Origin of the sequence: Glaciibacter superstes DSM 21135 (assembly GCF_000421145.1) — a bacterium.
GTDB lineage: Bacteria > Actinomycetota > Actinomycetes > Actinomycetales > Microbacteriaceae > Cryobacterium > Cryobacterium superstes.
The window spans coordinates 25,184-51,872 of the sequence record NZ_ATWH01000010.1; the positions used below are offsets into that span (position 1 = coordinate 25,184).

Genomic DNA, 26,689 nt, shown 5'->3' on the forward strand with positions numbered 1-26,689 from the left:
ATCACCAGCGCCCTGGGTGAAAACCTGCGAGCTGTTTCAGTGGATAACACTGCACCTCCATGGTGGCGCCGGCCGGTGGGTAACCGAGCGGGCCTCGGGTCTTCCTGCCAACATCCTTGTCGACAGTACGTGCCGATTATGTCGCATTTGTTTCGCGAACCAATATTTGACACCTGTGATTCTGAACTGAGGAATGCTTCCGGCGCAAACTCGCTTAACATTGAGACACCGGATATGACGCGACGATTCCGGTTCATATTCGAGATTCCTGCACACGTAACCTGCACACGCAAAGGGGAAATATGGATCAGCCAGATCCGTTCGGCTTCACTGGTCTCACCTACGACGACGTCCTGCTGCTTCCCGGTCATACCGATGTGATTCCGAGTGAGGCAGAGACCACATCCCGCCTGACCCGCAGAATTTCGGTGTCAACGCCGCTGCTGTCGAGCGCGATGGATACGGTGACCGAGACCAGGATGGCGATCGGAATGGCTCGTGAAGGCGGTCTCGGTGTGCTGCACCGCAACCTCTCGATCGGTGACCAGGCCGAGCAGGTCGACCTGGTCAAGCGCAGCGAATCCGGCATGATTACCAATCCGGTAACAACTTCGCCAGAGTCCTCTGTGGCGGAGGTCGACGCCCTCTGCGCGCAGTTCCGCGTCAGCGGGTTGCCCGTCATCGATGCCGATGGTGTGCTGGTCGGAATCATCACGAACCGAGACATGCGGTTCGTCTCCGAGACGAAGAAGCACACCACCAAGGTGCGCGAGGTCATGACCACGTCGCCGCTCATCACCGGCCGGGTGGGGATGCCACCGGAAGACGCGGTTGCCATCTTCGCGAAGCACAAGATCGAGAAGCTCCCCCTCACCGACGCGGCGGGCAAACTCACCGGCCTGATCACCGTAAAAGACTTCGACAAGTCGGAGGAATACCCGAACGCGACGAAGGATGCTGCCGGGCGGCTCATGGTCGGTGCCGCCATCGGATTCTTCGGTGACGCCTGGCGGCGTGCCACCACGCTGCTCGACGCCGGTGTCGACGTGCTGGTGGTCGATACTGCCAACGGTGACAGCGTAGGAGTGCTGGATATCATCAGGAAGCTCAAGGGCGACCCTGCCTTTGCCGGTGTCGACGTCATCGGCGGAAACGTGGCGACACGCTCCGGCGCACAGGCGCTCGTCGATGCGGGAGCTGACGCCATCAAGGTCGGTGTCGGACCCGGGTCGATCTGCACGACACGTATTGTCGCCGGCGTTGGCGTGCCACAGGTGACGGCCGTCTACGAGGCGTCGCTTGCCGCCCGTGAAACCGGCATCCCGGTCATCGCCGACGGTGGCCTCCAGTACTCAGGTGACATCGCCAAGGCGCTCGTCGCCGGTGCAGACACCGTCATGCTCGGCTCGTTGCTGGCCGGTTGCGACGAGAGCCCCGGTGAGCTGGTGTTCGTCAACGGCAAACAGTTCAAGACCTACCGCGGAATGGGATCGCTGGGTGCGCTGCAGACCCGCGGCTCGAAGACGTCGTACTCGAAGGACCGTTATTTCCAGTCGGATGTGCCGTCAGACGACAAGCTGATCCCGGAGGGTATCGAGGGCCAGGTTCCGTATCGCGGCCCCCTCTCTGCGGTGGCCTACCAGCTGATTGGCGGCCTGCGGCAGTCGATGTTCTACGTTGGTGCGCGCACCATCGAAGAGCTCAAGCAGAAGGGCAAGTTCGTGCGGATCACTCCAGCCGGGCTGAAGGAGTCACACCCGCACGACGTGCAGATTGTGGTCGAGGCGCCCAACTACCGCCGCTGAGCTTCAATCGGCACTCTCGGGCTTCGATCGGTGTGATGAGACCGCGGCCGCGAGGCGTGAGATCGCTTCGCTGAGCACGTCGGGCGCGCAGCCGAAGTTCAGACGCACGAAACCGCGTCCTTCCCGGCCGAAGTCCGGCCCGGCGATCACGGCGACTTTGGCGCGCTCGAGTGCGACCACGGAGGGGTCGTCGCCCCAGCCGAGTGCGCCCAGGTCGAGCCAGGCAAGGTAGCTCGCGCGCGGCTGGGTGAAGCCGACGCCGGGCAGCTGCACATCGAGGAGCTCGGCGAGCAGGTGGCGGTTGCCTTCAACGGATGCGATCACGCCGTCGAGCCACTCCTCCCCTTCCGTGAACGCGGCGATTCCGGCAATCAGCCCGAACTGGCTCATGCGCCAGGGGACTTCCATCGGCAGTGATTCGATCACCGCGCGCATCCGTTCTGATGCGGTCACCATGACGGCGCATTTCAGGCCGGCCAGGTTCCACGCTTTGCTCGCCGACGTGATGCAGATGGCGGTTTCGGCCGTTTCTGGCGACACGGACAGGTACGGGGTGAACGCGCCGTCTGAATGGGTGAGCGGGGCGTGCACCTCGTCGCTGATGACCGTCACGTTGTACCTGGTGGCGAGTTCTGCCACGGCTGTGAGGTCCTGCACGCTGTGCGGGTGCCCGAGTGGGTTGTGCGGGTTGCACAGCAGATACACGCGTGCGCCGGCCGCGAAGGCCTGCTCGAGTGCCTCGAGGTCGATCGCCCACCCGGCTGACGCGCCGGTTGCATCCGTTGCCTCAGTGTTATTCGTTGCCTCTGGCGGCAGGTGTACCAGCGGTACCTCGATGACGGTCGCACCTGCTTCACGGACGAGTTCGAAGAACGGCGGATAGATCGGCGGGTTGATCACGACGCCATCACCCGGAGTGATCAGGCGGCGAATGGTCTCAACGATGGCGACGCTGACATCGGTGGTGCTGGTGACCTGAGCGGGGTCGACCTGCCAGCCCCAGCGGCGCTCGGCGAACCCCGCGAATGCCTCGCCCATTCCGTTGATGGGCGGCGCGTAGCCGGTGTCTGAGCGATTGATCGCATCGTGCAGCGACCGGGCGATCGGCTCGGCCAGCGGAAAGTCCATTTCGGCGACGAAGAGCGGCAGGACATCGTCGGGGTATGTGCGCCATTTCATGCTGGTGCGCTCGCGGAGCAGGGACAGGGGTTCTGCGGTGACATCCATGCCTTCAGGATGCCGCATTCCACCTCTCTGGTCGATGGAACCGAATGTGGCTGTAAGCTGGTCGGCTCGCCACTCGGCGCGCGACCGGGAGTGCACAACACCCGGGCATGCACATGGCACAGCATAAGCAGTGCAGCGAGGATTCGATCGTGGGCTACATCGACGTCAGCGACGTCTCCTATTCTCTGAACGACGGGCGGATGCTGCTGGGCGGCGTCTCGTTCCGGGTCCCAGAGGGCCAGAAGGCGGCGCTGATCGGGGCGAACGGTGCAGGGAAATCCACACTCATGCGACTCATCCGCGGTGAGATCACACCAGACTCGGGCGTCATCTCCGTCGATGGCGGCCTCGGAATCATGGACCAGTTCGTCGGTCACTTTCAGGGCGAATCGACTGTGCGCGATCTGTTGGTGTCCGTCGCGCCTGCGCGCGTGCAGGGCGCAGCGCGAGACGTCGACCTGGCCGAACTCGCGCTCATGGAGGAAGACACCCTCGTCACCCAGATGGCATACGCGAGCGCGCTCGCCGAGTACGCGGATGCAGGCGGATACGACCAGGAGGTGCTGTGGGACACCTGCTGCATCGCTGCAATCGGCCTCCCATACGACAAGGCCCAGTGGCGGGCGGTGAACACCCTCTCCGGCGGCGAGCAGAAACGGCTCGTGCTTGAAGCCCTGTTCCGCGGCCGGGAACAGGTGCTACTGCTCGACGAACCCGACAACTACCTCGACGTGCCCACAAAACGCTGGCTCGAAGAGACCCTCCGCCAGAGCCAGAAGACCGTGCTGCTCATCTCGCACGATCGCGAACTGCTCGCAGAGGCCGCCAACCGCATCATCACTCTCGAGGTCGGCGCAGTGGGTAACACCACCTGGACCCACGGCTCGAGCTTCACCGGCTATCACGAGGCCCGTCGTGACCGGATGGACCGGCTCGACGAACTGCGGCGGCGCTGGGACGAGGAACATCTGAAGCTTCGCGCCCTGGTCGTGCGGCTGGGGCAGCAGGCGAAGTACAACTCCGACATGGCCTCGCGCTATCGCGCGGCTCAGACCAGGCTCGCCCGTTTCGAAGAAATCGGGCCGCCCGAGGAGCGCCCGAAGGACCAGAACGTGACCATGCGACTGAAGGGAGCGCGGACCGGCCGCCGGGCCGTGGTCTGCACCCGGCTGGAACTCACCGGGTTGATGAAACCCTTCGACGCCGAGATCTGGTTCGGTGAACGGATCGCCGTGCTCGGATCGAACGGATCGGGCAAGTCGCACTTCCTTCGACTGCTGGCCAGGGGCGGAACAGACCCGGACCCGACCATGGGGCACCTCGCATCCGCAGACCAGGTGCTGGTGCCTGTCGAACACAACGGCGTGGCGAAGCTCGGTGCCAGGGTGCAGCCCGGTTGGTTCGCCCAAGCGCATGAACACCCGGAGCTCGTCGGGCGAACGCTGCTGGACATCCTGCATCGTGGCGACGACCACCGTGACGGCATGGCGCGCGAGGCCGCCAGCAGGGCGCTCGACCGCTACGGTCTTGCCGGGGCGAGTGAGCAGGCATTTGAATCGCTCTCCGGCGGCCAGCAGGCGCGCCTGCAGATATTGCTCCTGGAGCTCAGTGGCGCGTCCCTCCTGCTCCTCGACGAGCCGACCGACAACCTCGACCTGGTTTCGGCCGAGGCGCTGGAAGACGGGCTCGCCGGTTACGAGGGCACCGTGATCGCCGTGACGCACGATCGCTGGTTCGCCAGGGGTTTTGACCGGTTCCTCGTCTTCGGATCCGATGGGGAGGTGTACGAATCGAATGACGCCGTCTGGGACGAGCGGCGCGTTGTTCGCGCGGGGAGGGTGGCTCAATCGGCTGCGCCTAGACTGGGCGGGTGAGTATGGAGATTGAAATCGGCCGCTCCAAGCGGGGCCGTCGCGTATATGCCTTCGACGATGTCGCGGTCGTTCCGAGCCGACGAACGCGCGACCCGCAGGACGTCTCCGTCGGCTGGTCAATCGATGCCTACCAGTTCGACATCCCGTTCCTCGCCGCACCGATGGACTCCGTCGTGTCGCCGACCACCGCGATCATGATGGGCAAGCTCGGCGGTCTCGGTGTGCTCGACCTCGAGGGCCTGTGGACCAGGTATGAGAACCCGGAGCCCTTGCTCGCCGAGATCCGTCGCCTTCCAGAAGGCCAGGCGACGGCGCGCATGCAGGAGATCTACTCGGAGCCGATCAAGCCAGAACTCGTCAGCGAGCGCCTCGCCGAGATCCGTGCCGCCGGCGTCACCGTCGCCGGCGCCCTGTCGCCGCAGCGTACGCAGGAACTTTACGAAACCGTCGTCGCGGCCGGCGTCGACCTGTTTGTCATTCGCGGAACCACGGTCTCGGCCGAGCACGTCTCCAAGAACCAGGAACCGCTCAACCTCAAGAAGTTCATCTACGAACTCGATGTCCCCGTGATCGTGGGTGGCGCAGCGACCTACACCGCGGCCCTGCACTTGATGCGCACCGGTGCTGCCGGCGTGCTCGTCGGCTTCGGTGGTGGCGCGGCGTCGACCACGCGTGCGTCCCTCGGCATCCATGCGCCGATGGCGACGGCAGTGGCGGATGTCGCCGGCGCACGTCGCGACTACATGGACGAGTCAGGCGGACGGTACGTTCACGTCATCGCCGACGGCGGCCTCGGCAGCTCAGGCGACATCGTCAAGGCGATCGCGTGCGGTGCAGACGCGGTGATGCTCGGCACAACGCTGGCCAGGGCGACGGATGCCCCAGGCGGCGGCTTTCACTGGGGTGCTGAGGCACACCACGCTCAGCTTCCCCGTGGCAAGCGGGTCGAAGTGGGCACGATCGCGCCGCTCGAGGCCATTCTGTACGGCCCAGCACCGGTCGCAGACGGCACCGCGAACCTGGTCGGTGCGTTGCGCCGGTCGATGGCCACCACCGGTTACTCGGATCTTAAGGAGTTCCAGCGCGTTGAAGTGGTTGTTGCTCCGTACTGAGTGAACTAGCGTCGAGGTAAGCACCACCAGTTCTGATGGGAGTCGGCAAATGGCAACGGTCAAGGCAGCGGTCAAGGCAGCGACAGGCACGTCCTCAGGACGGAAGCCGGTCACCCGATCTTCGAAACTCGGTCCGGAGGAGCGAGCGGAAGCCATCTCCCGGATGAAAGAGAAGGAACTCGACATCCTCGTCGTCGGCGGCGGCATCGTCGGAACCGGCAGCGCAATGGATGCGGTGACTCGCGGCCTGAGCGTCGGAATCCTCGAGGCGCGTGACTGGGCCTCAGGCACGTCGAGCCGGTCGTCGAAGCTGGTGCACGGCGGCATCCGTTACCTGGAACAGCTCGATTTCCGGCTGGTGCGCGAAGCGCTGATCGAGCGCGGGCTGCTGCTCCAGGTGCTCGCCCCCCACCTGGTCAAGCCGGTGCGCTTCCTTTACCCGCTGAAGAAGCGGATCATCGAGCGCGCGTACATCGGCGCTGGAATGTTGCTCTACGACATCTTCTCGTACACCGGCGGGCGGCCCCCAGGAGTGCCCCATCACAGGCACCTGTCGAAGCGCCAGATGCTCCGAGCCATGCCGAGCATGGCCGAGAACGCCCTCGTCGGCGGAATCACCTACTATGACGCCCAGGTGGATGACGCGCGGTACGTCGCCTCGCTGGCTCGCACAGCATCCTTCTACGGTGCCCACGCGGCGAGCCGGGTTCGGGTCGAGGGTTTCATCAAGGTGGGCGAGCGTGTTGTCGGCGTGCAGGCGCACGACCTGCAGACCGGCGAGCGGTTCGAGGTGCGTGCAAAGCAGGTGGTGAATGCCACCGGCGTGTGGACCGACGACACCCAGCGCATGGTGGGGGAGCGTGGCACATTCAAGGTGCGCGCCTCGAAGGGAGTGCACCTGGTTGTGCCCCGCGACCGGTTCCAGGGGTCGACAGGTCTGATCCTCCGCACCGAGAAGAGTGTGCTGTTCGTGATCCCGTGGGGCCGCCACTGGCTGGTGGGCACCACCGACACCGACTGGCACCTCGATAAGGCGCACCCGGCGGCGACCGCGGCCGACATCGACTACATTCTGGAACACGTCAACTCGGTGCTCGCGGTGCCGCTCACCCGCGAGGATGTCGAGGGCGTGTATGCCGGTCTCCGTCCGCTGCTGGCCGGAGAATCCGAGCAGACCTCGAAGCTTTCCCGCGAGCACCTGGTCGGCCATTCCGTTCCAGGACTGGTCGTGATCGCGGGCGGGAAATGGACCACGTACCGGATCATGGCGAAGGATGCCATCGACGCCGCGACCGATGCCCTGGACGGGCGGGTTCCGGAGTCCACCACCCAGAACATCCCGCTGCTCGGGGCCGAGGGGTACCAGGCGGCGTGGAACAAGCGTGGGAAGATCGCGCGGGCGTTCGGCCTGCACACCGCACGGGTTGAGCACCTTCTGAACCGATACGGAACCCTGACTGACGAACTGCTTGACCTGATTCGCGAGGATCCGGCGCTCGCCGAGCCTCTGCCGGGCGCAGACGATTACCTCGGCGCGGAGGTCGTGTACGCGGCGACCCACGAGGGGGCGCTGCACCTCGAAGACGTGCTCGCGCGTCGCACGCGCATCTCGATCGAGGCCTGGGACCGAGGGGTTTCCGCGGCGCCGGTGGCAGCAAGGCTCATGGCAGGGGTGCTCGGCTGGGACACGGAACGCGAAGAACGTGAAGTCGCCTTCTACCTCAAGCGGGTGGCTGCCGAACGCGAATCGCAGGAGCAACCAGACGACGAGTCTGCAGACCGCGTGCGTCTCGAAGCCCCGGATATCGTCGCGACGAAGTAGCGGGCCCATTCACCCAGGAGCCCGTTTCCGAGTTGTAGTGGGCTCCCGTGGTGCTCTACAGCGGGTGGACGTATCGCGCAGAATACTAGTCTGGCCCCACGCCTGACCCGCTCGCCTTTCGCAGTGCAATTTCAATTAGCTCAAGGTCGATGCGAGCATGCTCCGCTCCGATGCTGCCCGAGCGCTCCACGTGCCCCCCACAAATAGCCTCGATGAGTTTCTCGTGGTCGACCAGAGCGCGCAACTCCATTGCGGGCATCCCTTCCTGAGTGCCCCAGAGGTGCGCGGGGGCGGCGAGGCTCACCCGGGACTCAAGACTGAACAGGACCGACTGAAGCGCGGCGTTGTGCGCGGCCTCACCGATGGCGATGTGGAGAAGTTCGTCGGCTTTCTGCGACTGTTGACCAGACTCGGCTGCTCGGTATGCTTCCAGTCGCTCCCGCAGCACCCTCACATCATCGTTGGTTCGGCTGGCAGCAGCAGCGCGCGCGATCGTGCCATGCAGCAAGCTGACCGCCTCGCAGGTGTCACGCATTGACTCCCACCGCGCCGAAAGCGTTCGCTCAACGGACGCGCTCGACGATGCCGCCCATTGCTCACGCACGAAGGAGCCGCCGCCCCGGCCACGCGATGTCTCAAGCAGCCCTTCCTGCACGAGCCGGGCGATCGCAGATCGCACTGTCATCCGTCCCGCTTGCAAAGACGCAGCGAGGTCGCGCTCGGAGGGCAGCCTCGCGCCAGGGAGGTACTCGCCGATTGCGATCGCTGTGATCAGTCGATCCGTGATCTCATCCGCAGCCGAGATGCTCATTCGAGGACCACGCAAGGCGCTCGACGCAGCCTCGGTTTGGAGGCTTGACCGGCTTTTCGACGGATCCGTCGCTGTCATCGTCGATACCTACCTCAATGAGAAAGCTGTAAATGGTCTTGGCTTGAGACCATTTATACGTCATGATATTGCAAGTCAACCGTACGTCGGATGCCGCGAGTTCGGCTTCCACGCATGACCACACGAAGGAGTGCCGGTGTCAACGGTCATCACGAAAGTAGTCCCGTTCGGCGACTATGAGACATGGGTGCGCATCGAGCAACCCGATATGCCCGTGGACGGTGCGCTGCCGTTGATTGTGCTCCACGGCGGACCCGGCATGGCCCACAACTACGTGCGCAACATCGGGGAGCTCGCAAATGCCGGTCGCACCGTGATCCTCTACGACCAGCTCGGCTGCGGCAACAGCACACACCTGCCCGACGCTCCCTCCGAGTTCTGGACCCCGCAACTTTTCGTCGACGAATTCGAGAACCTGGTCGAGCAGCTCGGGCTCACCGCCTACCACCTGCTCGGCCAGTCGTGGGGTGGAATGCTCGGAGCCGAGATAGCCACCAGGCGACCCGCCGCACTCCGCAGCCTCGAGATCTGCAACTCACCGGCATCCATGGAGCTGTGGGCCCACGCAGCGGCTGAGCTGCGGTCGCACCTGCCCGCCGAAGTGCAGCACGCGCTCACGGCCCATGAACAAGCCGGCACTATTACCGATCCTGAGTACATTGCCGCCGCCGAAGTGTTCTACGAGCATCACGTCTGCACGGTCGTGCCGACGCCACAGGACTTCCGGGAGAGCGAAGACCAGATGGAGGCCGAGCCCACCGTTTACCACACCATGAACGGGCCGAATGAGTTCCACGTCGTCGGTACGCTGCGCGACTGGAGCATCATCGACCGGCTCGGCTCCATCGAGGTACCAACCCTCGTGGTCGCCGGAGAGAACGACGAGGCAACCCCCGCTACCTGGCGGCCGTTCGTCGACGGCATTTGGGGCTGCACCAGTTGGGTGTTCCCGGATGCCAGTCACTGCGTTCATCTGGAACGCCCCGGTGAGTTCCGTGCCGTTATCGGCGAATTCCTGGCGCAACACGACTCCCCAGCAGCACACGTCCGAGAACACACCGCACATTGACCCAGAGAAAGCGCACGCCCATGACCGCATCAAGCGAATCGATGGCACTCACCCCTCAGCAACAGTTGGAGGCATACGGCTACAAGCAGGAACTCAAACGATCCATCTCCACGATGGACCTGCTCATCTACGGACTCATCTTCATGGTGCCGATCGCGCCGTGGGCCATCTTCGGGGTGGTGTACAACGCCGCGGGCGGCATGGTGCCGCTGGTCTACCTGATCGGCCTCATCGCCATGATCTTCACGGCACTGGCCTACCAACAGATGGCCAAGTCCATCCCGCTGGCCGGCTCGGTCTTCTCCTACGTCGGTCGTGGTATCCACCCCAGCGTCGGATTCTTTGCCGGCTGGGCGATTCTGCTCGATTACCTGCTCGTTCCCACCCTGCTCTATGTCTTCGCGGCGGAGTCGATGGTCGGCATCTTCCCCGACTCACCGCGCTGGGTGTGGGCGCTGATCTTCGTGGCCATCAACATGGTTATCAACCTGATGGGTGTCAGCTCGATGAAGCTGATCAACCGCGTCTTCCTCACGGTGGAACTGGTCTTCGTGGTGATCTTCGTAATCATCGCGGTTACAGCGCTCACCGGCGAAACGATCCCCGGAGCCGTTTTCTCGATCGACCCGCTCTGGGACGCGAGCAAGGTCACGGGGCCGCTCATCGCAGCCGCTCTCTCGATCGCCGTACTCAGCTTCTTGGGCTTCGACGGTATCGCGACCATGTCTGAGGAGGCCTCCGGCGGACGCAACTCGGCCGGTCGCGCGATGGTGATGTCGCTGTGCATCGTGGCGTTCCTGTTCATCGTGCAGACCTGGCTTGCCAGCGCCCTGGCCGGCGGCCGCGAAGCGTTTGGCGACGACGAGGTCGGGAACGCGTTCTTCACCATCGTGGAGGCCGCTTCAAACAGTGGCTGGATGACAGCGTTCTTCGTGGTGAACGTGCTCGCCGTGGGAATCGCCAACGCCATGGCCGCGCAGGCAGCGACCTCGCGCCTGCTCTTCTCGATGAGCCGCGACCGCCAGCTGCCAAAGTTCCTTCACACCCTCAACAAACGGCAGGTTCCGCAGAACGGGATCATTCTGGTATCGGTGCTCTCGGCGATTCTGGTGCTGTTCTTCGTCGGCCAGATCGACCTCATCTCGTCGTTGGTGAATTTCGGGGCGCTGTTCGGCTTCATGCTGCTGCATCTGGCCGTTATCGTGCACTACATCGTGCGCAAGAAGTCGCGCAACTTCCTGTTGCACCTCGTCGCACCGGCCATCGGGTTTCTCATCATCGGTTACGTGTTGTTGAACGCGAACGTCGAGGCGAAGGTCGGCGGCGTTGTCTGGCTGGTCGTGGGCGCAGCTGTCTTCGTCTACTACAAGATGACCGGCCGCAAAACGGACCTGTCGGGCGAGGGAGACATGCCCGCGAACGAAGTTCCGGCCACGGGCATGCGAGGGGAGCTGTAAACGATGGATCACTTTCTGGATAAGACGCATGGCAAGTTTGGCTTCTCACCGGAGGAGACTCCCGCACTTCGGATTACGCCCGGCACCGGCGAGCTGATTGGTTTTGAAACCAGCGACGAGGTCTACCGGCAGCTACACGAACACGGCGACATAGACAAGCTCACCGTCGGTATCAACCCGATCACCGGGCCGGTCTATGTTGAGGGTGCGGAGCCAGGGGACGCTCTGGCTGTAACGATCCACGAGATTCGCCTGAAAGACTGTGGCTGGTCGGTGAGCCTGCCAGGCACCGGTGCCCTGCAACACGTGATGGGCAGCGAAATCTTCGCCCGTCGTATTCCCATCGACGAGACGGGTGCCCATGTGACGAAACGGCACATCTTCACCCCACGCCCCATGATCGGATGCATCGGCACCGCGCCGGCGGAAGGCGTAAATTCGACGATCATGCCCAGCTATGGGCAGGGCGGAAACATGGACCTCACCGAGTGTCGGCCTGGCTCGACGGTGTATCTGCCCGTCATGGTCGATGGCGCCTACCTGTCGATCGGCGACATCCACGCGATCATGGCAGAGGGCGAGTCATCGTTCGTGGCGATCGAAGCGGAGGGGATCGCCGTGGTAAGCGTCGATCTGGTGAAGAACATGCCGCTGCGGGCGCCGCGGATCGAAACCGACGATGAATGGATTTTCGTGGGCCTCGGCGACCCGGTGCAGGAGAGCATCACCCGCGGTTACGAAGACATGTTCCATTTCCTGGTCGACGATCACGGCTGGGTTGCCGGCGACGCTTACGCGGTAATGAGCGCTATAGCCCATTCGCGTCTCGGAGGTCCGACCGGTTCATCAGAACCCGACCCGTTGCATCCGATGGCTCCGATCGGAGCGGTGACTACCCATCGGCTGCCGAAGAGCGTGCTATAGGTGGGAGCGTCTCTGCACGATGCGAATCGTGGTGTGCCTCAGGCGCAGACAGGGTATTACCCGGGAGTCGGCGGTCGGCTCTGGTGGAAGTCGATTGATCCGGAAACGGATGCGGTTCCTCTCATACTGCTGCACGGCGGGCCGGGTAGCCCCAGCGATTACCTCGAATCGCTCGACGTCCTTGGAGACGAGCGGCGCGTTGTTGTGTACGACCAACTGGGCTGCGGGCGCTCTGACACACCAGATGCCGAGTCATTGTGGCGGGTGGAGACGTTCGTCGACGCCCTTGAGAGCCTCGCGAGCGATTCCGGACTAGAGACATTCCACCTCTTCGGCCATTCATGGGGCGGAATGCTTGCACTTGCCTTCTACGACAAGTGGCCTGAACGGGTGAAGAGTCTGGTCCTTGCCAGCCCACTTGTGAGTGTCCAGGCGTGGTGCGCCGACGCTGCGCGGCTGATTGCGGAGCTCCCGCCCGAACACCAGGCCGCGCTGGCAGGTTCCGCTGACACAGTGGAGTACCAGGCCGCACTTCAGGAATTTTATCGTCGGCATTTTTGCCGTCTCGACCCATGGCCGCCCTCACTACAACGGAGCGTTGACGGGTTGGCTGCCGCCGGTTACGAGACGATGTGGGGTCCGAACGAGTTCACTCAAACCGGAAACCTGCGCGGGGTAGATCTCACTCCGATAGTGCGCTCACTCACCATCCCCAATCTCTGGTTGTGCGGCAGCGACGACGAAGCAACGCCAGAGACGATCCGCGGTTTCTCGCACATGAACTCGTACGGCGACTATGTCGAATTCGCCGGTGGCACCCACAATGTGCACCTGGAGCAACCTCAGGCGTTCGTCGCCACTCTTCGCGAGTTTCTTCGCGCCACAGACTGAATGCCGGGGACACATGCCCGGTGACAAATGAAGGAGGCAACCGCATGACTAAAGAACAGAGCAAGGGCGCGAGTCCGGAGCGAATCGAAGCGAGCAGCGATCGGCTGGAAGACTTCGGTTACAAGCAGGAACTGAACAGGACGATGAGTCTGACGGATGTCGTCGTCTATGGCCTCATTTATATGGTTCCGCTGGCAACGCTTCCCGTCTTCGGTCTCATTTACAATTTCTCCGGCGGAATGCCGGCGTTGGTGTATCTCGTCGCGGCCTTTGCCATGTTCTTCAGCGCGCTGAGCTACAAGGAGATGGCAAAAAGCTTCCCTATCGCCGGGTCGGTGTACTCCTATGTGCGCATCGGACTCAACCGCTTCATGGGCTTCATCGCGGGTTGGGCGATTCTGCTGGACTACCTGCTTCTGCCTGCGCTGCTCTCCGTCTTCGCGGCCGCAGCGATGGTGACCGTTGTCCCGAGTGTCCCCGCGTTCGTCTGGATCATCCTGTTCGTGGTGCTGGCTGCGGCAATCAACCTGCGGGGAATCAACCTCACGGCCGGGGTCAACAAGGTCTTCCTTGCCATTCAACTGGTTGTGCTCGGCGTCTTCGTCGTCGGGGCATTGGTGGCAGTGGCGCAGGGGCGAGCTTCGTTCAGTCTTGACCCGGTTTTCCAGCCGGCCGAGTTCTCCTGGGCGATCGTCTTTGGCGCCATCCCGATCGCAGCACTCAGTTTCATCGGATTCGACGCTATTTCGACCCTCAACGAAGAAGCCAAGGGCGGAGGACGGGCAGTGTCGAAAGCAACAATGATCGTGCTCTTCGCAATCACCGTGATCTTTGTGCTGCAGGTCTATCTCGCTGCCATCTTTGTGCCTACCGGCACGACATTCGCCGCGGGAGACGAGACGAACAATGCGTTCTATGACATCGCCGGAAGTGTCGTCGGTGAATGGTTCAAGGTCGTCATGACGTTGACGTCGGCGTTGATCGCCATCTTCGCAAACTCCATCGCCTCGCAAGCCACGTCGAGCCGCCTTGTCTTCAGCATGGCTCGAGATGGTCAGCTTCCGCGAATCTTCGCGAAGATCAGTCCGCGGCGCCAGGTGCCGGTCAATGCCATGCTGCTCATCGCGGGTCTCTCGCTGGTCATCGGGATCGTCGGTACGGCGGAACAAGAGCTCCTCACCACACTCGTCACGTTCGGCGCCTTGACCGCCTACATCCTGCTGCACGTGGCAGTCATCGCCCACTTCGGAGTGAAACAGCGCAGCGGAAAGAAGTTCGTGCACTGGGTTTCGCCGATCGTCGGCATCGTGGTTCTCGGCTATGCACTCTGGAACGCCAACGACAACGCGAAGATTATCGGTGTTGCCTGGCTGGTGATCGGTGCTGGCATCGCCAGCTTCTGGCACGTCAGGGAGCGTCGTTCGCGTCACCCCGTTGCGGAGCCACGAACTACTCACTGATTCTTGGCGATCGCAGGCTAGGCGGAGGAGCCGGAGGGCGGCTCCGGTAGAATATTTAGACTGCCCCCAATCCCCAGGAGTTTTGCCATGGTTGACGTTCGGCGGGTCAAACTTCCCGGTGTGGGTGTGCTGCATACCTTCGTGACGGATGACGGAGGCAAGCTCGGCGTCATCGCACACCGCTCCGGCCATAGTGACCTGATCACTTTCGCCGACGACGAGGGCGGGCCAGACGCCAACAAGGTTTCGCTTCGCCTGAATGAAGACGAAGCGCACACCCTGGCCGAGTTGCTCGGCGGAACCCAGATCACGGAATCGCTGACCGCGCTCGACCAGATTCCGGGCCTGTCGATCGACTGGTTCACCGTGGACTACGAAGACCACATCGCCGGGCAGCCGCTCGGAAATCCCGCAGAACGGGGGATCGCCGGGCTCACCGTCGTCGCCGTTGTGCGGGGCGAGTCCGCCAACCCGGCGCCCGCACCAGACTTCAAGGTCTTCCCCGGTGACACGCTTGTCGTCGCCGGCTCACCCGAAAAGGTGGCGAAGGCATTCGCGTTCTTCCGGACCGGCGAAGTGAAGGCCAAGCCGGTCGACGCCCCGCCAGGGGGCTAGCCAATGCATCTTGGCGAAGACCTCATCACTCTCGGCGTCCTGCTGGTCGTCGCCTACGTACTCGGACGCCTCGGGAAGTTCATCGGTCTGCCGTCCATCCCGATTTACATGATCGTCGGGCTCCTCGCGAGCCCGTACACCGGCTGGTTCCCGTTGAACTTCGCCGCAGCAGACATCGAATTGATCGCCATCTTCGGCCTCATCCTGCTCCTGTTCAGCCTCGGGCTCGAGTTCGACCAGGAAGAGTTCTTCAACGATGCCGGCAAGCTCATCGTCTCCGGCGGATCCTACGTGCTCATCAATATGGGCCTCGGGTTCGCGTTCGGCATGATGGTGGGCTGGGGGACGAGAGAAGCGCTGGTCATCGCCGGAATGACCGGCACCTCATCGAGCGCGATCATCACCAAGCTGCTCATCGAACTGCGGCGCCTGGCCAACCGGGAGACGCCGATGATCCTGGGTGTCACGGTGGTTGGCGACATCTTCATCGCCATCTACCTGGCGATCGTGTCTGTTGTGCTGAGCGGCAAGACCGAGGTCTGGCCCATTGTGCTGCAGCTGTCGATCGCGTTCATCTTCCTGATCGTCATGTTCTCGCTGGCTCGCTGGGGCGGCAAGGTGGTCTCGCGCCTGGTGCGCACCAAAGACGATGAACTTTTCACCATCCTCTTCTTCGGGCTTGCGGTGCTCTTCGCCGGCATCGGCGAGATCATCGGTGTGACGGATGCCATTGGCGCGTTCCTGATCGGCGTTGTGCTCGGGGCGAGCAGCTACCGCACCAAGGTCGAGCGGGTCGCAGTGCCGCTGCGAGACGTCTTCGCCGCCTTCTTCTTCCTGAACTTCGGTCTGGCGCTCCATGTGACGGAGTTCGGCTCTGTGATCGTCGTGGTGCTGATTGCGGTTGTGATGACGTTTGCGTTGAACGTTGTCTCCGGGATGCTGCTGGCCAGACTGAACCGGATGGGCGTCGTCGAAGGCATCAATACCGCCGCCATCCTGGTCAACAGGGGTGAGTTCACGCTGATTCTGGCCACCCTCTCGGTCGGGGCGGGGCTCGACCACAGACTCCAGCCGTTCGCCGGACTGTACGTGCTCATCATGGCGATCGCCGGACCCCTGTTCGCGTCGAATTCCGAACGGATCGGTGCCGCGCTGCGCGGCACGAAGCGTCGCGGGCAGGGAGCGGCGCTCACGCGCGACGCCATGTTCGACGAGGAGATCGCCCTCGTCGAGGCTGCAACCAGGGATCAGGGCCCAAGGGGCGACGAGCACACCAGGCGCGCAGTCAATCGAGTCGTGGAGTCTCACACAGCGGAGCCGGAAAGGGCGGAATCGGTCAGGGCCGAGCCTGTATCTGCCGAGCCTGTAACTGCGGAGTCTGCACCTGCGAAATCTGCACCGGCGGAGTCTGCAACAGTGGAGTCTGATCCGATGATCGATTTTGTCACCGAGAAACTGAGCGGCGAAGAACGTTCGCCAGAAAACCGCCCAGGGGACTATTCGTGATTCAGATGATGTTGCGCCCGAGATGGGTGCTCGCCCTCCTACTTGCCCTGGGCATCGCGGCCGCCTTCGCCTTGCTGGGGCAGTGGCAACTCGACAGGGCCATCGCGTCTGGCGAGGTCGTGGAGCGCAACACCGAAACGGTGCTCGCACTGGAAGACGTGGCCGATCCGAACGGTGCGGTAAAGCAGGCGGCAACCGGACAAATGGTGAAGGTCAGCGGTCGCTATGTCGTCGGCGACGAGCAGATCATCGCCGGGCGGCTGAACGCCGGTGAGAGCGGTTACTGGGTGGTCAGTCACTTCGTGACGGATGCCGGCGCGAGTATTCCGGTTGCGCGCGGCTGGGTCGCAGACGAAGAGGTCGCCCATACTGCCGCGCAGAAGCTGGCAGAACGCAAGGCGGCGACGGATGCCGATGCGCCCTCTGACAGCGACGAAACGACCGTGACCGCGCGGTTCCTGCCAAGTGAAGCCCCCGCCCTTCCGGATGAAGACGGCGACCCACACTCAATGACCACGGTCTCGGTCGCCGCGTTGATCAACCTCTGGCAGGACTTCGACGGGGAGGATGTCTACGCGGGCTACCTCGTTGACCAGTCAGCGGCATCCGGTCTCGAGAAGATCGACTCGCCGGTTCCCGAGAACGAGGTGAGCCTCAACTGGCTCAACGTGTTCTATGCCCTCGAGTGGGCCGTGTTCGCCGGGTTCGCGATCTTCCTCTGGTACCGGCTGGTGAAAGACGCCGTTGAGAGGGAGCAGGAAGAGGCCGCCATCGCCGCGGCCGAGGCCGTCACCGGGGCTGGCCCCGCGGCCGGGCCGCCGTCTTCCGCCGCGTAAACTGGACGTATGCCTCTTCAACCCAAGCCCGCTGACGTTCCCCGAATTCCCGGCGCGCTCCGGCTCTATCAGGTGGCGTCGATCATCACGGGCGTGATGCTCCTCCTGCTGTGCGCCGAAATGATCGTGAAGTACGCCTTCGGGCACGAACTCGAACTCGCAGGGCCCGGCGGCCTCCTCGCACTGGTGCCCACCGGCACGGTGACCGCGGTCAACCTGAGCACCGGCATCCTGATCGCGCACGGGTGGTTTTACGTGCTCTACCTGTTCGCAGATTTCCGGCTGTGGAGCCTGATGCGCTGGCCGTTCTCGCGTTTTGTGCTCATCGCGCTCGGTGGAATCGTTCCGACCCTTTCCTTCTTCGTTGAGGCGCGGATGGCGAAGAACGTCAGGCGTTTCCTGGCCGATCGTGAAGGGGCCCAGCAGACGGAGACGGCGGAAGCGAGATCATGACTGATGTTCAGCAGAACGGCGCCCAGCAGGCCAGCGCCGAACAGACCAGTGCCCGCCCGGTGCTGGTCGTCGACTTCGGCGCCCAGTATGCCCAGCTGATCGCGCGGCGCGTGCGCGAGGCATCCGTCTACTCGGAGATCGTGCCGTTCTCGGTGACGGCCGCCGAGATCAGGGAGAAGAATCCGCTCGGAATCGTGCTTTCTGGTGGCCCTTCGAGCGTGTATGCGGAGGGCGCGCCCGCATTCGACGCCGAGATTTTCGACCTCGGTGTGCCGGTTCTCGGCATCTGCTACGGCTTCCAGGTGATGGCGACGGCGCTCGGCGGTGAGGTCGCCCACACCGGGGCGCGCGAATACGGCTCGACGCCGGTGAATGTGACGGATGCCGGCAACGTACTTCTGGCCGGCCAGCCGCATGATCAGACCGTGTGGATGAGCCACGGCGACTCGGTGTCCCAGGCGCCGGAGGGTTTCAGCGTTCTCGCGTCGACGGTGTCGACCCCGGTCGCCGCGTTCGCCAACGACGAGCGTCGGCTCTATGGCGTGCAGTGGCACCCGGAGGTCAAGCACTCTGAGCACGGCCAGCAGGTGCTGGAGAACTTCCTGCACCGGGCTGCAGGCATCCCGGCCGACTGGAACAGCGGCAACGTCATCACCGAGCAGGTTGAGCGCATTCGTGCCCAGGTCGGAACCGGCAAGGTGATCTGCGGACTCTCCGGCGGCGTCGACTCCGCCGTCGCTGCCGCGATCGTGCACAAGGCCGTCGGCGACCAGCTGGTCTGCGTGTTCGTCGACCATGGACTGCTGCGGCAAGACGAACGCCGCCAGGTCGAGGAAGACTACGTCAAGGCCACAGGGGTTCGCCTGGTCACCGTCGACGCGCGCGAGCAGTTCCTCGACGCGCTCGCCGGGGTCAGCGACCCGGAGCAGAAGCGCAAGATCATTGGCCGCGAGTTCATCCGTACGTTTGAGAACGCTGCAGAGGCGCTGGTGCTCGAGGCCAAGGCTGAGGGTGGCGAGATGATCAAGTTTTTGGTGCAGGGGACGTTGTATCCGGATGTTGTCGAGTCTGGCGGCGGTTCTGGCACGGCCAACATCAAGAGCCACCACAACGTCGGTGGGTTGCCTGAAGACCTGCAGTTCGATCTCGTCGAGCCGCTGCGCACCCTGTTCAAAGACGAGGTGCGGGCCATCGGCACCGAGCTCGGCCTGCCGCGGGAGATCGTCGGCCGCCAGCCGTTCCCTGGGCCTGGCCTCGGCATCCGGATCGTCGGTGAGGTCAACTGGGAACGCCTCGAGCTGCTGCGTGAAGCGGATGCGATCGTGCGCGCCGAACTGACGGCCGCCGGCCTCGACGACGAGATCTGGCAGTGCCCGGTGGTGCTGCTCGCCGATGTGCGCTCCGTCGGGGTGCAGGGGGATGGCCGTACATACGGTCACCCGATCGTGCTGCGTCCAGTCTCGTCTGAAGACGCCATGACCGCGGACTGGACGCGCCTGCCATACGATCTGCTGGCGAAAATCTCGAACCGCATCACGAACGAGGTCGACGGCGTCAACCGTGTTGTGCTCGACGTCACGTCGAAGCCGCCGGGGACGATCGAGTGGGAGTAGGGGGCGACGAGGAGTGAGTATTCCGCTCCTCTCTCCCGTGCACATCCTGATGAACCAAAAAGGGCCGGCCTCCCGCGGGAGACCGGCCCTTTCACGTGTTCAAGCTATTCGCGCGCTATGGCGAAGATGCGCAGCAGTTCGATGTAGAGCCACACGACCGTGACCATGATGCCGAACGCACCGGTCCAGCCGTACTTACGTGGCGCACGATTGTTCACGCCGCGCTGGATGAAGTCGAAGTCGAGCACCAGTGAGTACGCGGCCATCAGTACGGCGAGAATGCCGATCACGATGCCGAGCTTGATGTTGAACGGCCCGATAGCGAGTTCAGCGCTCCGCATCCCGAATGCACCGTCGGTCGCCCCGAACAGCATCAAGCCGACGTTGACCAGCGAGAACACCAGGTAGCCGACCATCGCGATCAGGAAGATCTTGGTCGCCTTCTTGGAAGCGCGGATCTTGCCGCTCTTGAAGAGGGCGAGGGTCACACCGACAACAACCAGCGTCGCCAAGACTGCCTGCAGGACAACACCTTCCATGCCAGGCATGCTTTCGAACACTTGGGAGATGCCGCCCACAAACAGGCCCTCGAACGCTGCGTAAGTGAGGATCAGACCGGGGGACGGCTCCTTCTTGAATGAGTTGACCAGGCCGAGCACCAGCCCGACCAGCGCGCCCACGATGACCGGTACCAACCCGAGAACAGGGACGGAGACCCAGCCGACGACGGCCGCAAGCACGAGGATCGCGAAGCTGATCCCGGTCTTGCCGATGGTGTCTTCGTAGGTCATGCGGTCCGTGTCTTGCGAGCCGGCGGACGGCGCGTTGTACATGTCCTGCAGTTCGTTCTCGGAGAGCGTCTTTGTCGCAGCGAGCGTGCCGGGGGCACTGAACGCGGCGTTGCGCGAGAAGGCGGGGTTCGAGAGTGCCATGATTTCCTCTGCTAAATCAGCTGGGGACAGCAGCACCGATGATCGGTGCTGCTGTTAATCTACCGGAGAGTTCCCCCGCTTTGGCTGGGGATCCGCCCAGCGCGTAGCCGGAACCGGACGATGGCCAGCCACCTGGCCACCCACGCCGCCACGACGGTCACCACAACCCCGGCAACAATCCCGACCCAGTTCTGCCCGTAGTTGCTCAGCGCGCCATGGAGCACCCAACTGGCCGCAATCGGCAGCACGAGCGCCAGGTACGGCAACAGCGGTCGGTGCCGAACGAGCAGCCAGCCAGCCAGCAGTACCGCAAAGACCCCCAGGAAATCCGGGCCGGTGAGCAGAGCGAGCCCCGCGACCATGCACGGAATAGCGACGACGAGGCGACGCCAGAGCGCTCCAGGCATGACCAGCCATCCGAGCAGTTGCACCAGCGGTCCGATCAGCAGGAACCAGAGGGTGAAGGAGCTGGCGAGCAGGGTAGCCGCGATGCCGAGCACGATCAGGCCGAGTCCGATGGCGTAACGAGTTCGATATCCGCCCCACGACAGGCGCCGCAGGGCGGCGGGTTCAGTCCAGGTCACCCACCGATTCTCGCAGTCCCGGCTACCCTTGGGGAATGGCCAATCGTGACCGACAGTATCCGTTAGTCATCGGTCATCGCGGCGCAAGCGGATATCGCCCAGAGCACACCAGGTCTGCCTATGAGCTGGCTTTCGCGCTCGGCGCGGACGCCGTCGAACCCGACATCGTCTCGACCAGCGACGGCGTGCTGGTGTTGCGCCACGAGAACGAGATCTCTGGCACGACGGATGTCTCGGCGCGCGCCGAGTTCGCACACCTGCGAACCACAAAACTCATCGACGGTGTGCAACTGACTGGCTGGTTCACCGAGGACTTCACCTGGGACGAACTTGCGACGTTGCGGGCGCGGGAGCGGATCCCAGCCATACGGTCATCGAGTGCATCGTTCGATGACCGCTATCCGGTGCTGCGGCTTGCGGATCTCTTCGGCATCATCGACGAAGCCGCGGACGGCTCCGGACGTCGGCTCGGTATGGTCGCCGAGATCAAGCACGCGACCTATTTCGAGTCGATCGGGCTGCCGCTCGACGAACTGTTTGCAGCGGAGGTGAGGGCTGCAGGGTGGAACGAAGACGAGGATCTGCTCACGATCGAGGCGTTCGAGCAGAGTGTGCTGCACAAGGTCAGGGCGCGTGGAATCAACGGCAAGCTGGTCTACCTGTTGGAGGCGAAAGGCGCGCCGTTCGACGAGGTCGCCAGGCTCGGGGCGCAGGCCCGGCCATATGCCGACCAACTGACAGTGACCGGTTTGAACGGCCTCGACGACGCGCTCGACGGCATCAGCGTGCACAAGTCGCTGATATTCGAAACGGATGCTGCGGGTCACGTTCTCGGCCCATCCGGTCTCGTCGGCAACGCCCACGATGCGGGACTCGAAGCGTATTGCTGGACCCTGCGCCCAGAGAACCAGTTTCTCGCCAAGACCTTCCGTCGGGGTAAAGCCAAGGCAGAGTACGGTCATTGGCAGGAAGAGTTCCAGGCGATCCTGGCCACGGGAATCGACGGGGTGTTCGCAGATCACCCAGACCTGGCGGTCTTGGCGCGCGAAGAACTCCACGCTCCGGGCGACGTCGCTGAATAGCTGTCTTCAATCCTGGGAGCGGCGAGCCTGCTCGGCCTCGTTGTAGACCGCCCAGGCATCCGCCACCGGGCCGACGTGACCGAGCTTGTCGGGGTTGAGTACCGTGCGGATCGTTTGGATGCGACCGTCCAGCACGTCGAGCGACCAGGTGTTGAGCACCAAGCCGCCCCGATCGCGGAAGATCGCGCCAGGCTGGCCGTTCACCTCGTGAGGCTCGAACGTTCCGCCGATCTTGAAGAACCAGGGCAGGCCGGCGCCGAGAACCCGCGCTACCTTGACTGCGCCGACAACGGCTCCCTTGCCCCACTGCGGGGTCTTGCCGCCGCCGTCGCCGACCATCTGAACGTCGGCGGCGAGGAGTTCCTGGAGGCCATCGACATTGCCCTCTTTGAGCGCATCGAAGAACCGCGCTGCCAGTTCATTCCGGTCTCTGCGGTCCGCGTCGAACCTCGGGCGTCCCTCATCCATATGGCGCCGGGCGCGCGCAGCGAGTTGCCGGCACGCCGCCTCTGAGCGGCCCACCGTCGATGCGATCTCGGTGAAGTCGAATGCGAACACCTCGCGAAGCACAAACACCGCCCGTTCCAGCGGACTGAGCCGCTCGAGTAGCAACAGTGCGGCCATCGAGACGGAGTCGGCCAGCTCTGCCGATCGCTCCGGGTCGCTGTATGGGTCGGTGACGAGCGGCTCGGGGAACCATTGCCCCACGTAGTGCTCGCGGCGAACGCGGGCCGAGCGCAGCACGTCAATCGAGACCCTGGTCACCACGGCCGAGAGAAATGCCTTGACCGACCGGGGCGTGGTGCCGGACGCCTCGTAGCGCATCCAGGACTCCTGGACCGCGTCTTCCGCCTCGCTCACGCTGCCGAGTATGCGGTAGGCGATCGCGAACAAGAGTGGTCGCAGGTCCTGGAATTCCTCGATCTTGGTCATGACAGCTCTTCCTTGAAGCGCAGCTCTTCTTTGAAGCCCTGGCGCCACGAGGGGTAACGCAGCTGCCAGCCGAGTTCGCGTTTGGCCTTCGCGTTGGAGAAGCCGCGCCCCGCGGTCATCACCGTCACAGCGACGTCGCCGGCAAGCGGTCGCGCCAGCCAGGTGGGAATGCGCATCGGCGGCTTCGCTCCGGCGCATGCGGCCAGGTATGGCAGCCACTCGCTTGCCGGGGCCGGTTCGTCGTCGACGATGTTGAACGTGCCTGTGGCCTGCTGCTCTACGGCGAGGACCGTGGCGCTCGCAGCATCGTCGAGATGCACCCATGAGGTATGGCCGGCACCGTTCCCAACGATCGGGAACTGCCGTTTGCGCACGGGGGCGACCAGGTCGTCTGTGGCGCCCGGTCCGTAGAGCCAGCCGTATCGCAGAACTGCGCCATCGGCATCCTGAACCACCTTCTCAAGGTAGCGGATAGCGTCCATCCCCGGCTGGGCCACCGTCCCCCTCATTGGGTCGAGCGGGTCCTCCTCGGTCTTCACCCAGCCACCCTGACGGATGCCGTTCCAGCTGGCGTAGCTCTGCGCGACGAAGTGGGGCACGCCGGTCGCCTCTGCGGCGGCCAGCAAGTGGTCGGTCCCCTCAATGCGCAGTCGGTTGGTGACGGCGAACCAACGGTCCATGTGCTTCATGTCCGGTTTGCCGGCGATGGCCGTCATTTGGTTCACGATCGTGTCTGGCCGGGCAGCGGCCACGGCTTCGCCAACGGATGCCGCATCCAGGCCGTCCATCACGACCGCTTCGGCGCCCAGCCGTTCCAGTAGCGCCACCTTGTCCTGACGTGTCGTCGTCGCCGTCACGTGATGGCCCCTGGCAACCAGCTGTGGCACCAGCCGCCGACCAACGGCTCCTGTGCCGCCTGCCACGAATACCCGCATGTCCGTCACCTTTCTGAATCAGGGTCGGTCCCTGACGGCCATTGCCGCTATATCCATTGCCGCTATATCTGGGACGAAACAGCCCGGCAGTTTGTGACATAGCAGGTTCGTAGCCGCCTCATAGGTTTCTTTTTAGTTGGTCCCAGATGCTGAGTGACATTCCAGATCATTGACCGAAGGAGGCACTCATGAGAAGGATCCCTGACCCTCAATTCACGCCGGAAGGCCCGGCCTACGAAGGCCGGCTTCTTGACCGAGCCGACGAGGAGGTCGTCGATCAGGGTGCCGCATTCGATATCAGGACTCTCGTCAGCAGGCGAACGGTTCTCAGCCTGTTCGGCTTCGGTGTGGGCGCTGCTGCTCTGGCTGCGTGCTCAACCGGGACCGCGGGCAGCACTGCCGCTGGATCGACTGCAACGGCCACCAGTACTCCCTCGAGCGAGATCCCCGATGAGACAGCCGGCCCGTATCCGGGTGACGGATCGAACGGCGTCGACGTGCTCGAGCAGTCGGGTATCGTCCGCAGCGACATCCGTTCCAGCATCGGCGGCGGTGCGACCGCTACAGCCACGCCAATGGCACTCACGCTGACCATCCTCGACATCGCTGAAAACGACGCACCGTTCAAGGACGTCGCTGTGTATGTCTGGCACTGCGATAGCGCCGGCGGCTATTCGATGTACTCCGAAGGCATCGAGAATGAGACTTATCTTCGTGGTGTGCAGGTCGCAGACAGCGATGGTCAGGTGTCGTACACCTCGATCTTCCCTGCCTGCTATACGGGCCGCTGGCCCCACATCCACTTCGAGGTCTATCCATCGGTCGACGACATCACCGACTTCACGAAGGCGATCGCCACCTCGCAGGTGGCGTTGCCGCAGGCTACGTGCGACGCCGTTTACGCTTTGGCCGGTTACGAGGGGTCTGCGGCGAACCTGTCTCAGGTGAGTCTCGGCTCCGACAATGTCTTCGGCGATGACAGTGGGGCCCAGCAGCTCGCCACCGTGACTGGCGACGCGACTTCTGGGTACCATGCAGCACTCACGGTTCGAGTCGACACGCGCACCACTCCCGCCGTGGGCTCGGCGCCTGATGACGGTGGCCAGGGCGGGACCCCTCCGTCTGACGGTTCAGGCGGCACCCCGTCTGATTGATCCGCCCGCGACGTTCCTGTCCGATAGCAGCCGACCGCCTACACTGCCTCACTCGCCAAAAAGGCCCATCGTTCGGCTATTTGGAGTGTCGGTGGTGTGCTGTTGACTGTGGTCATGGACGAAGACGATCTGGAAGTGCAGGGTCCGTGGGGGTGTCATCCGGAGTGGGGTGATGCGCCTCCGGATGCCGGTGATCTTGATGATCTGGCGTCGTTGGCGTACCCGTCAGCGCAGTTGCCGGATGGGTACGCTGACCGGCTCCGCGTGTTCGTCGACGACGTGGTAGTCGAGTGGGTGGAGACCGCTATTCGCTCTGCTGCCCTGGCGAAGAAGATCGACCGGGCCAGGGTCTGGTCTGAGACTTCTGACGTGTTCGTCGCCCCGAACGCCCCGCTGACAGACTCCGAACGCTTCGCGTGGCGGGTGAGAGTGTTCACGACCGAGCTGGCCGTGCAGTTGAACATGTCAGAGACCGCCGCGGCGAAACGCATCGCGGAGAGCCGGATGCTGGTGCATGAGTTGCCTCGCACGCTGGAGGCGTTGAGGTTGGGGTTGATCTCGTACTCGCACGCGCAGATCATCATCGACCAGGCCGGCACCCTCCCCGAAGAGGCCAGGGCCGGGTTCGAAGACGTCGTGTTGGAGGTTGCGTATCGGATGCCCGCCGGCCGATTCCGTCATGCGGCGGTCAAGGCCAGGGAACGCCTCCACCCCGACTCCATCAAGGAACGGGCGAAGAAAGCGGCCGCCGAGCGCCGGTTCGTGCTCGAACCCGTTCTGGACGGGATGGCGTGGTTGCACCAGTACCTGCCCGTCACGGACGCGCAAGCGATCTTCCGCCGGGTCACGGGCATCGCAACGAGCATGCAGTACCCGGGTGAGGCCCGCACGTTGACCCAGTTGCGCTCGGATGTTGCCGCCGCCCTGCTGATGGACGGCATCCCAGAGAACGAGCTGATGGACGGCGCGTACCGGCACGCCGGTCGGAAGCACAAGAAGGGCAAGACCGGTACTCGTGCTGTCGTGCCGGACTGGGGTATCCGCCCGACGGTGTTCGTGACCGTCCCGGTGTTCACGCTGATGGGCCAGAGCGATGAGCCCGGGCAATTGGAGGGGTATGGTCCCATCGACCCAGACACTGCCAGGGGTCTCGCGGCGAAGGCGCCGTGGTTCACCCGGATCCTCACAAACCCCGAGACCGGGATCGTTCTCTCCTTCGGCAAAGACAGGTACCGGCCCCCGAAAGACCTCCGCGACTGGCTCACGTTGCGAGATGGCACCTGCCGGTATCCCGGCTGCGGCCGACCCGCGTCGGAGACCGACATCGATCACACGAGGGATGCGCAGTTCGGCGGGCCGACCGACGAATCCAACCTCTCAAATCTCTGCCGCCCGCACCATCTGCTGAAACACCTCACCGCATGGAAGCTGACCCAGAAAACGGGCAGCATCCTCGAATGGACATCCCCGACAACCCGCCCTTCTAGTTCGCCCTTCTGAACAAACACCACCGAGT

At 63.7% G+C, this 26,689-nt stretch carries 23 protein-coding genes; 17 read left to right on the plus strand and 6 right to left on the minus strand.

What is annotated here, in order from left to right; translation table 11 throughout:
• Positions 1-302 precede the first annotated feature (302 nt).
• Complete coding sequence (gene guaB, locus K323_RS0114245) at positions 303-1,805, plus strand: IMP dehydrogenase (protein ID WP_022885951.1); 1,503 nt, start codon at positions 303-305, stop codon at positions 1,803-1,805.
• A gap of 3 nt (positions 1,806-1,808) precedes the next feature.
• Here the strand turns inward: guaB and K323_RS26225 are convergent, their stop codons facing one another.
• A complete protein-coding gene (locus K323_RS26225) occupies positions 1,809-3,032 on the minus strand; it encodes a MalY/PatB family protein (protein ID WP_022885952.1) in 1,224 nt (407 codons plus the stop codon).
• A 149-nt stretch (positions 3,033-3,181) separates the two neighbouring features.
• Here K323_RS26225 and K323_RS26230 point away from each other — a divergent pair, with 149 nt between their 5' ends.
• Genes K323_RS26230 through K323_RS26235 form a run of 3 tightly spaced genes read left to right on the plus strand, consistent with a single transcriptional unit; the run spans position 3,182 to position 7,840 of the window.
• Complete coding sequence (locus tag K323_RS26230; protein ID WP_051147380.1) at positions 3,182-4,906, plus strand: ABC-F family ATP-binding cassette domain-containing protein; 1,725 nt, start codon at positions 3,182-3,184, stop codon at positions 4,904-4,906.
• Between the two features lie 2 nt (positions 4,907-4,908).
• Complete coding sequence (locus K323_RS0114260) at positions 4,909-6,018, plus strand: GuaB3 family IMP dehydrogenase-related protein (protein WP_022885954.1); 1,110 nt, start codon at positions 4,909-4,911, stop codon at positions 6,016-6,018.
• Between the two features lie 49 nt (positions 6,019-6,067).
• Positions 6,068-7,840: a glycerol-3-phosphate dehydrogenase/oxidase gene (locus K323_RS26235; protein WP_022885955.1), complete on the plus strand. Its 1,773-nt coding sequence runs from the start codon at positions 6,068-6,070 to the stop codon at positions 7,838-7,840.
• Between the two features lie 85 nt (positions 7,841-7,925).
• On the opposite strand, the gene K323_RS26240 is transcribed toward K323_RS26235, so the two are convergent.
• Positions 7,926-8,651 (minus strand): FadR/GntR family transcriptional regulator, encoded by a 726-nt coding sequence (locus K323_RS26240; RefSeq protein WP_022885956.1) that lies wholly within the window; start codon positions 8,649-8,651, stop codon positions 7,926-7,928.
• A gap of 214 nt (positions 8,652-8,865) precedes the next feature.
• Between K323_RS26240 and K323_RS0114275 the strand changes: the two genes are divergently transcribed.
• The 10 genes from K323_RS0114275 (at position 8,866) to guaA (ending at position 19,553) form a co-directional block, all read left to right on the plus strand.
• Complete coding sequence (locus tag K323_RS0114275) at positions 8,866-9,798, plus strand: proline iminopeptidase-family hydrolase (RefSeq protein ID WP_022885957.1); 933 nt, start codon at positions 8,866-8,868, stop codon at positions 9,796-9,798.
• Between the two features lie 20 nt (positions 9,799-9,818).
• Positions 9,819-11,255 carry an APC family permease gene (locus K323_RS26245; RefSeq protein WP_022885958.1) on the plus strand — a complete coding sequence of 479 codons (1,437 nt, stop codon included), beginning with the start codon at positions 9,819-9,821 and terminating at the stop codon, positions 11,253-11,255.
• A gap of 3 nt (positions 11,256-11,258) precedes the next feature.
• Positions 11,259-12,179: an acetamidase/formamidase family protein gene (locus K323_RS0114285; protein ID WP_022885959.1), complete on the plus strand. Its 921-nt coding sequence runs from the start codon at positions 11,259-11,261 to the stop codon at positions 12,177-12,179.
• A 33-nt stretch (positions 12,180-12,212) separates the two neighbouring features.
• Entirely contained in the window at positions 12,213-13,070 is an 858-nt protein-coding gene (locus K323_RS0114290; protein WP_026851670.1) for a proline iminopeptidase-family hydrolase, read from the plus strand.
• Positions 13,071-13,114: 44 nt separating this feature from the next.
• Positions 13,115-14,530 carry an APC family permease gene (locus K323_RS26250; RefSeq protein ID WP_022885961.1) on the plus strand — a complete coding sequence of 472 codons (1,416 nt, stop codon included), beginning with the start codon at positions 13,115-13,117 and terminating at the stop codon, positions 14,528-14,530.
• Between the two features lie 87 nt (positions 14,531-14,617).
• Complete coding sequence (locus K323_RS0114300) at positions 14,618-15,145, plus strand: cation:proton antiporter regulatory subunit (RefSeq protein WP_022885962.1); 528 nt, start codon at positions 14,618-14,620, stop codon at positions 15,143-15,145.
• Positions 15,146-15,148: 3 nt separating this feature from the next.
• Positions 15,149-16,651 carry a cation:proton antiporter gene (locus tag K323_RS26255; RefSeq protein ID WP_022885963.1) on the plus strand — a complete coding sequence of 501 codons (1,503 nt, stop codon included), beginning with the start codon at positions 15,149-15,151 and terminating at the stop codon, positions 16,649-16,651.
• A 5-nt stretch (positions 16,652-16,656) separates the two neighbouring features.
• Positions 16,657-17,487: an SURF1 family protein gene (locus tag K323_RS26260; RefSeq protein ID WP_245571005.1), complete on the plus strand. Its 831-nt coding sequence runs from the start codon at positions 16,657-16,659 to the stop codon at positions 17,485-17,487.
• A 9-nt stretch (positions 17,488-17,496) separates the two neighbouring features.
• Positions 17,497-17,940 carry a DUF3817 domain-containing protein gene (locus K323_RS0114315; RefSeq protein ID WP_022885965.1) on the plus strand — a complete coding sequence of 148 codons (444 nt, stop codon included), beginning with the start codon at positions 17,497-17,499 and terminating at the stop codon, positions 17,938-17,940.
• Complete coding sequence (gene guaA, locus K323_RS0114320; protein WP_022885966.1) at positions 17,937-19,553, plus strand: glutamine-hydrolyzing GMP synthase; 1,617 nt, start codon at positions 17,937-17,939, stop codon at positions 19,551-19,553. The genes K323_RS0114315 and guaA overlap by 4 nt, the downstream gene beginning before the upstream one ends.
• Positions 19,554-19,657: 104 nt before the next feature.
• On the opposite strand, the gene K323_RS0114325 is transcribed toward guaA, so the two are convergent.
• Complete coding sequence (locus tag K323_RS0114325; protein WP_022885967.1) at positions 19,658-20,485, minus strand: Bax inhibitor-1/YccA family protein; 828 nt, start codon at positions 20,483-20,485, stop codon at positions 19,658-19,660.
• Positions 20,486-20,544: 59 nt separating this feature from the next.
• Positions 20,545-21,069: a hypothetical protein gene (locus K323_RS26265; RefSeq protein WP_022885968.1), complete on the minus strand. Its 525-nt coding sequence runs from the start codon at positions 21,067-21,069 to the stop codon at positions 20,545-20,547.
• Positions 21,070-21,104: 35 nt separating this feature from the next.
• Here K323_RS26265 and K323_RS0114335 point away from each other — a divergent pair, with 35 nt between their 5' ends.
• Positions 21,105-22,151, plus strand: coding sequence for a glycerophosphodiester phosphodiesterase family protein (locus K323_RS0114335; protein WP_022885969.1), 1,047 nt, complete (start codon positions 21,105-21,107; stop codon positions 22,149-22,151).
• Between the two features lie 6 nt (positions 22,152-22,157).
• Here the strand turns inward: K323_RS0114335 and K323_RS0114340 are convergent, their stop codons facing one another.
• Positions 22,158-23,084: an RNA polymerase sigma-70 factor gene (locus K323_RS0114340; RefSeq protein ID WP_022885970.1), complete on the minus strand. Its 927-nt coding sequence runs from the start codon at positions 23,082-23,084 to the stop codon at positions 22,158-22,160.
• Positions 23,081-24,019 (minus strand): NAD-dependent epimerase/dehydratase family protein, encoded by a 939-nt coding sequence (locus K323_RS0114345; RefSeq protein ID WP_022885971.1) that lies wholly within the window; start codon positions 24,017-24,019, stop codon positions 23,081-23,083. Before K323_RS0114345 ends, K323_RS0114340 begins: the two co-directional genes overlap by 4 nt.
• A 188-nt stretch (positions 24,020-24,207) precedes the next feature.
• Here K323_RS0114345 and K323_RS0114350 point away from each other — a divergent pair, with 188 nt between their 5' ends.
• On the plus strand, positions 24,208-25,173 hold the full coding sequence (locus K323_RS0114350; protein WP_022885972.1) for a dioxygenase family protein: 966 nt from the start codon (positions 24,208-24,210) through the stop codon (positions 25,171-25,173).
• A 114-nt stretch (positions 25,174-25,287) separates the two neighbouring features.
• Positions 25,288-26,673 (plus strand): HNH endonuclease signature motif containing protein, encoded by a 1,386-nt coding sequence (locus K323_RS26270; protein ID WP_157509447.1) that lies wholly within the window; start codon positions 25,288-25,290, stop codon positions 26,671-26,673.
• The last annotated feature ends 16 nt before the right edge of the window (positions 26,674-26,689 follow it).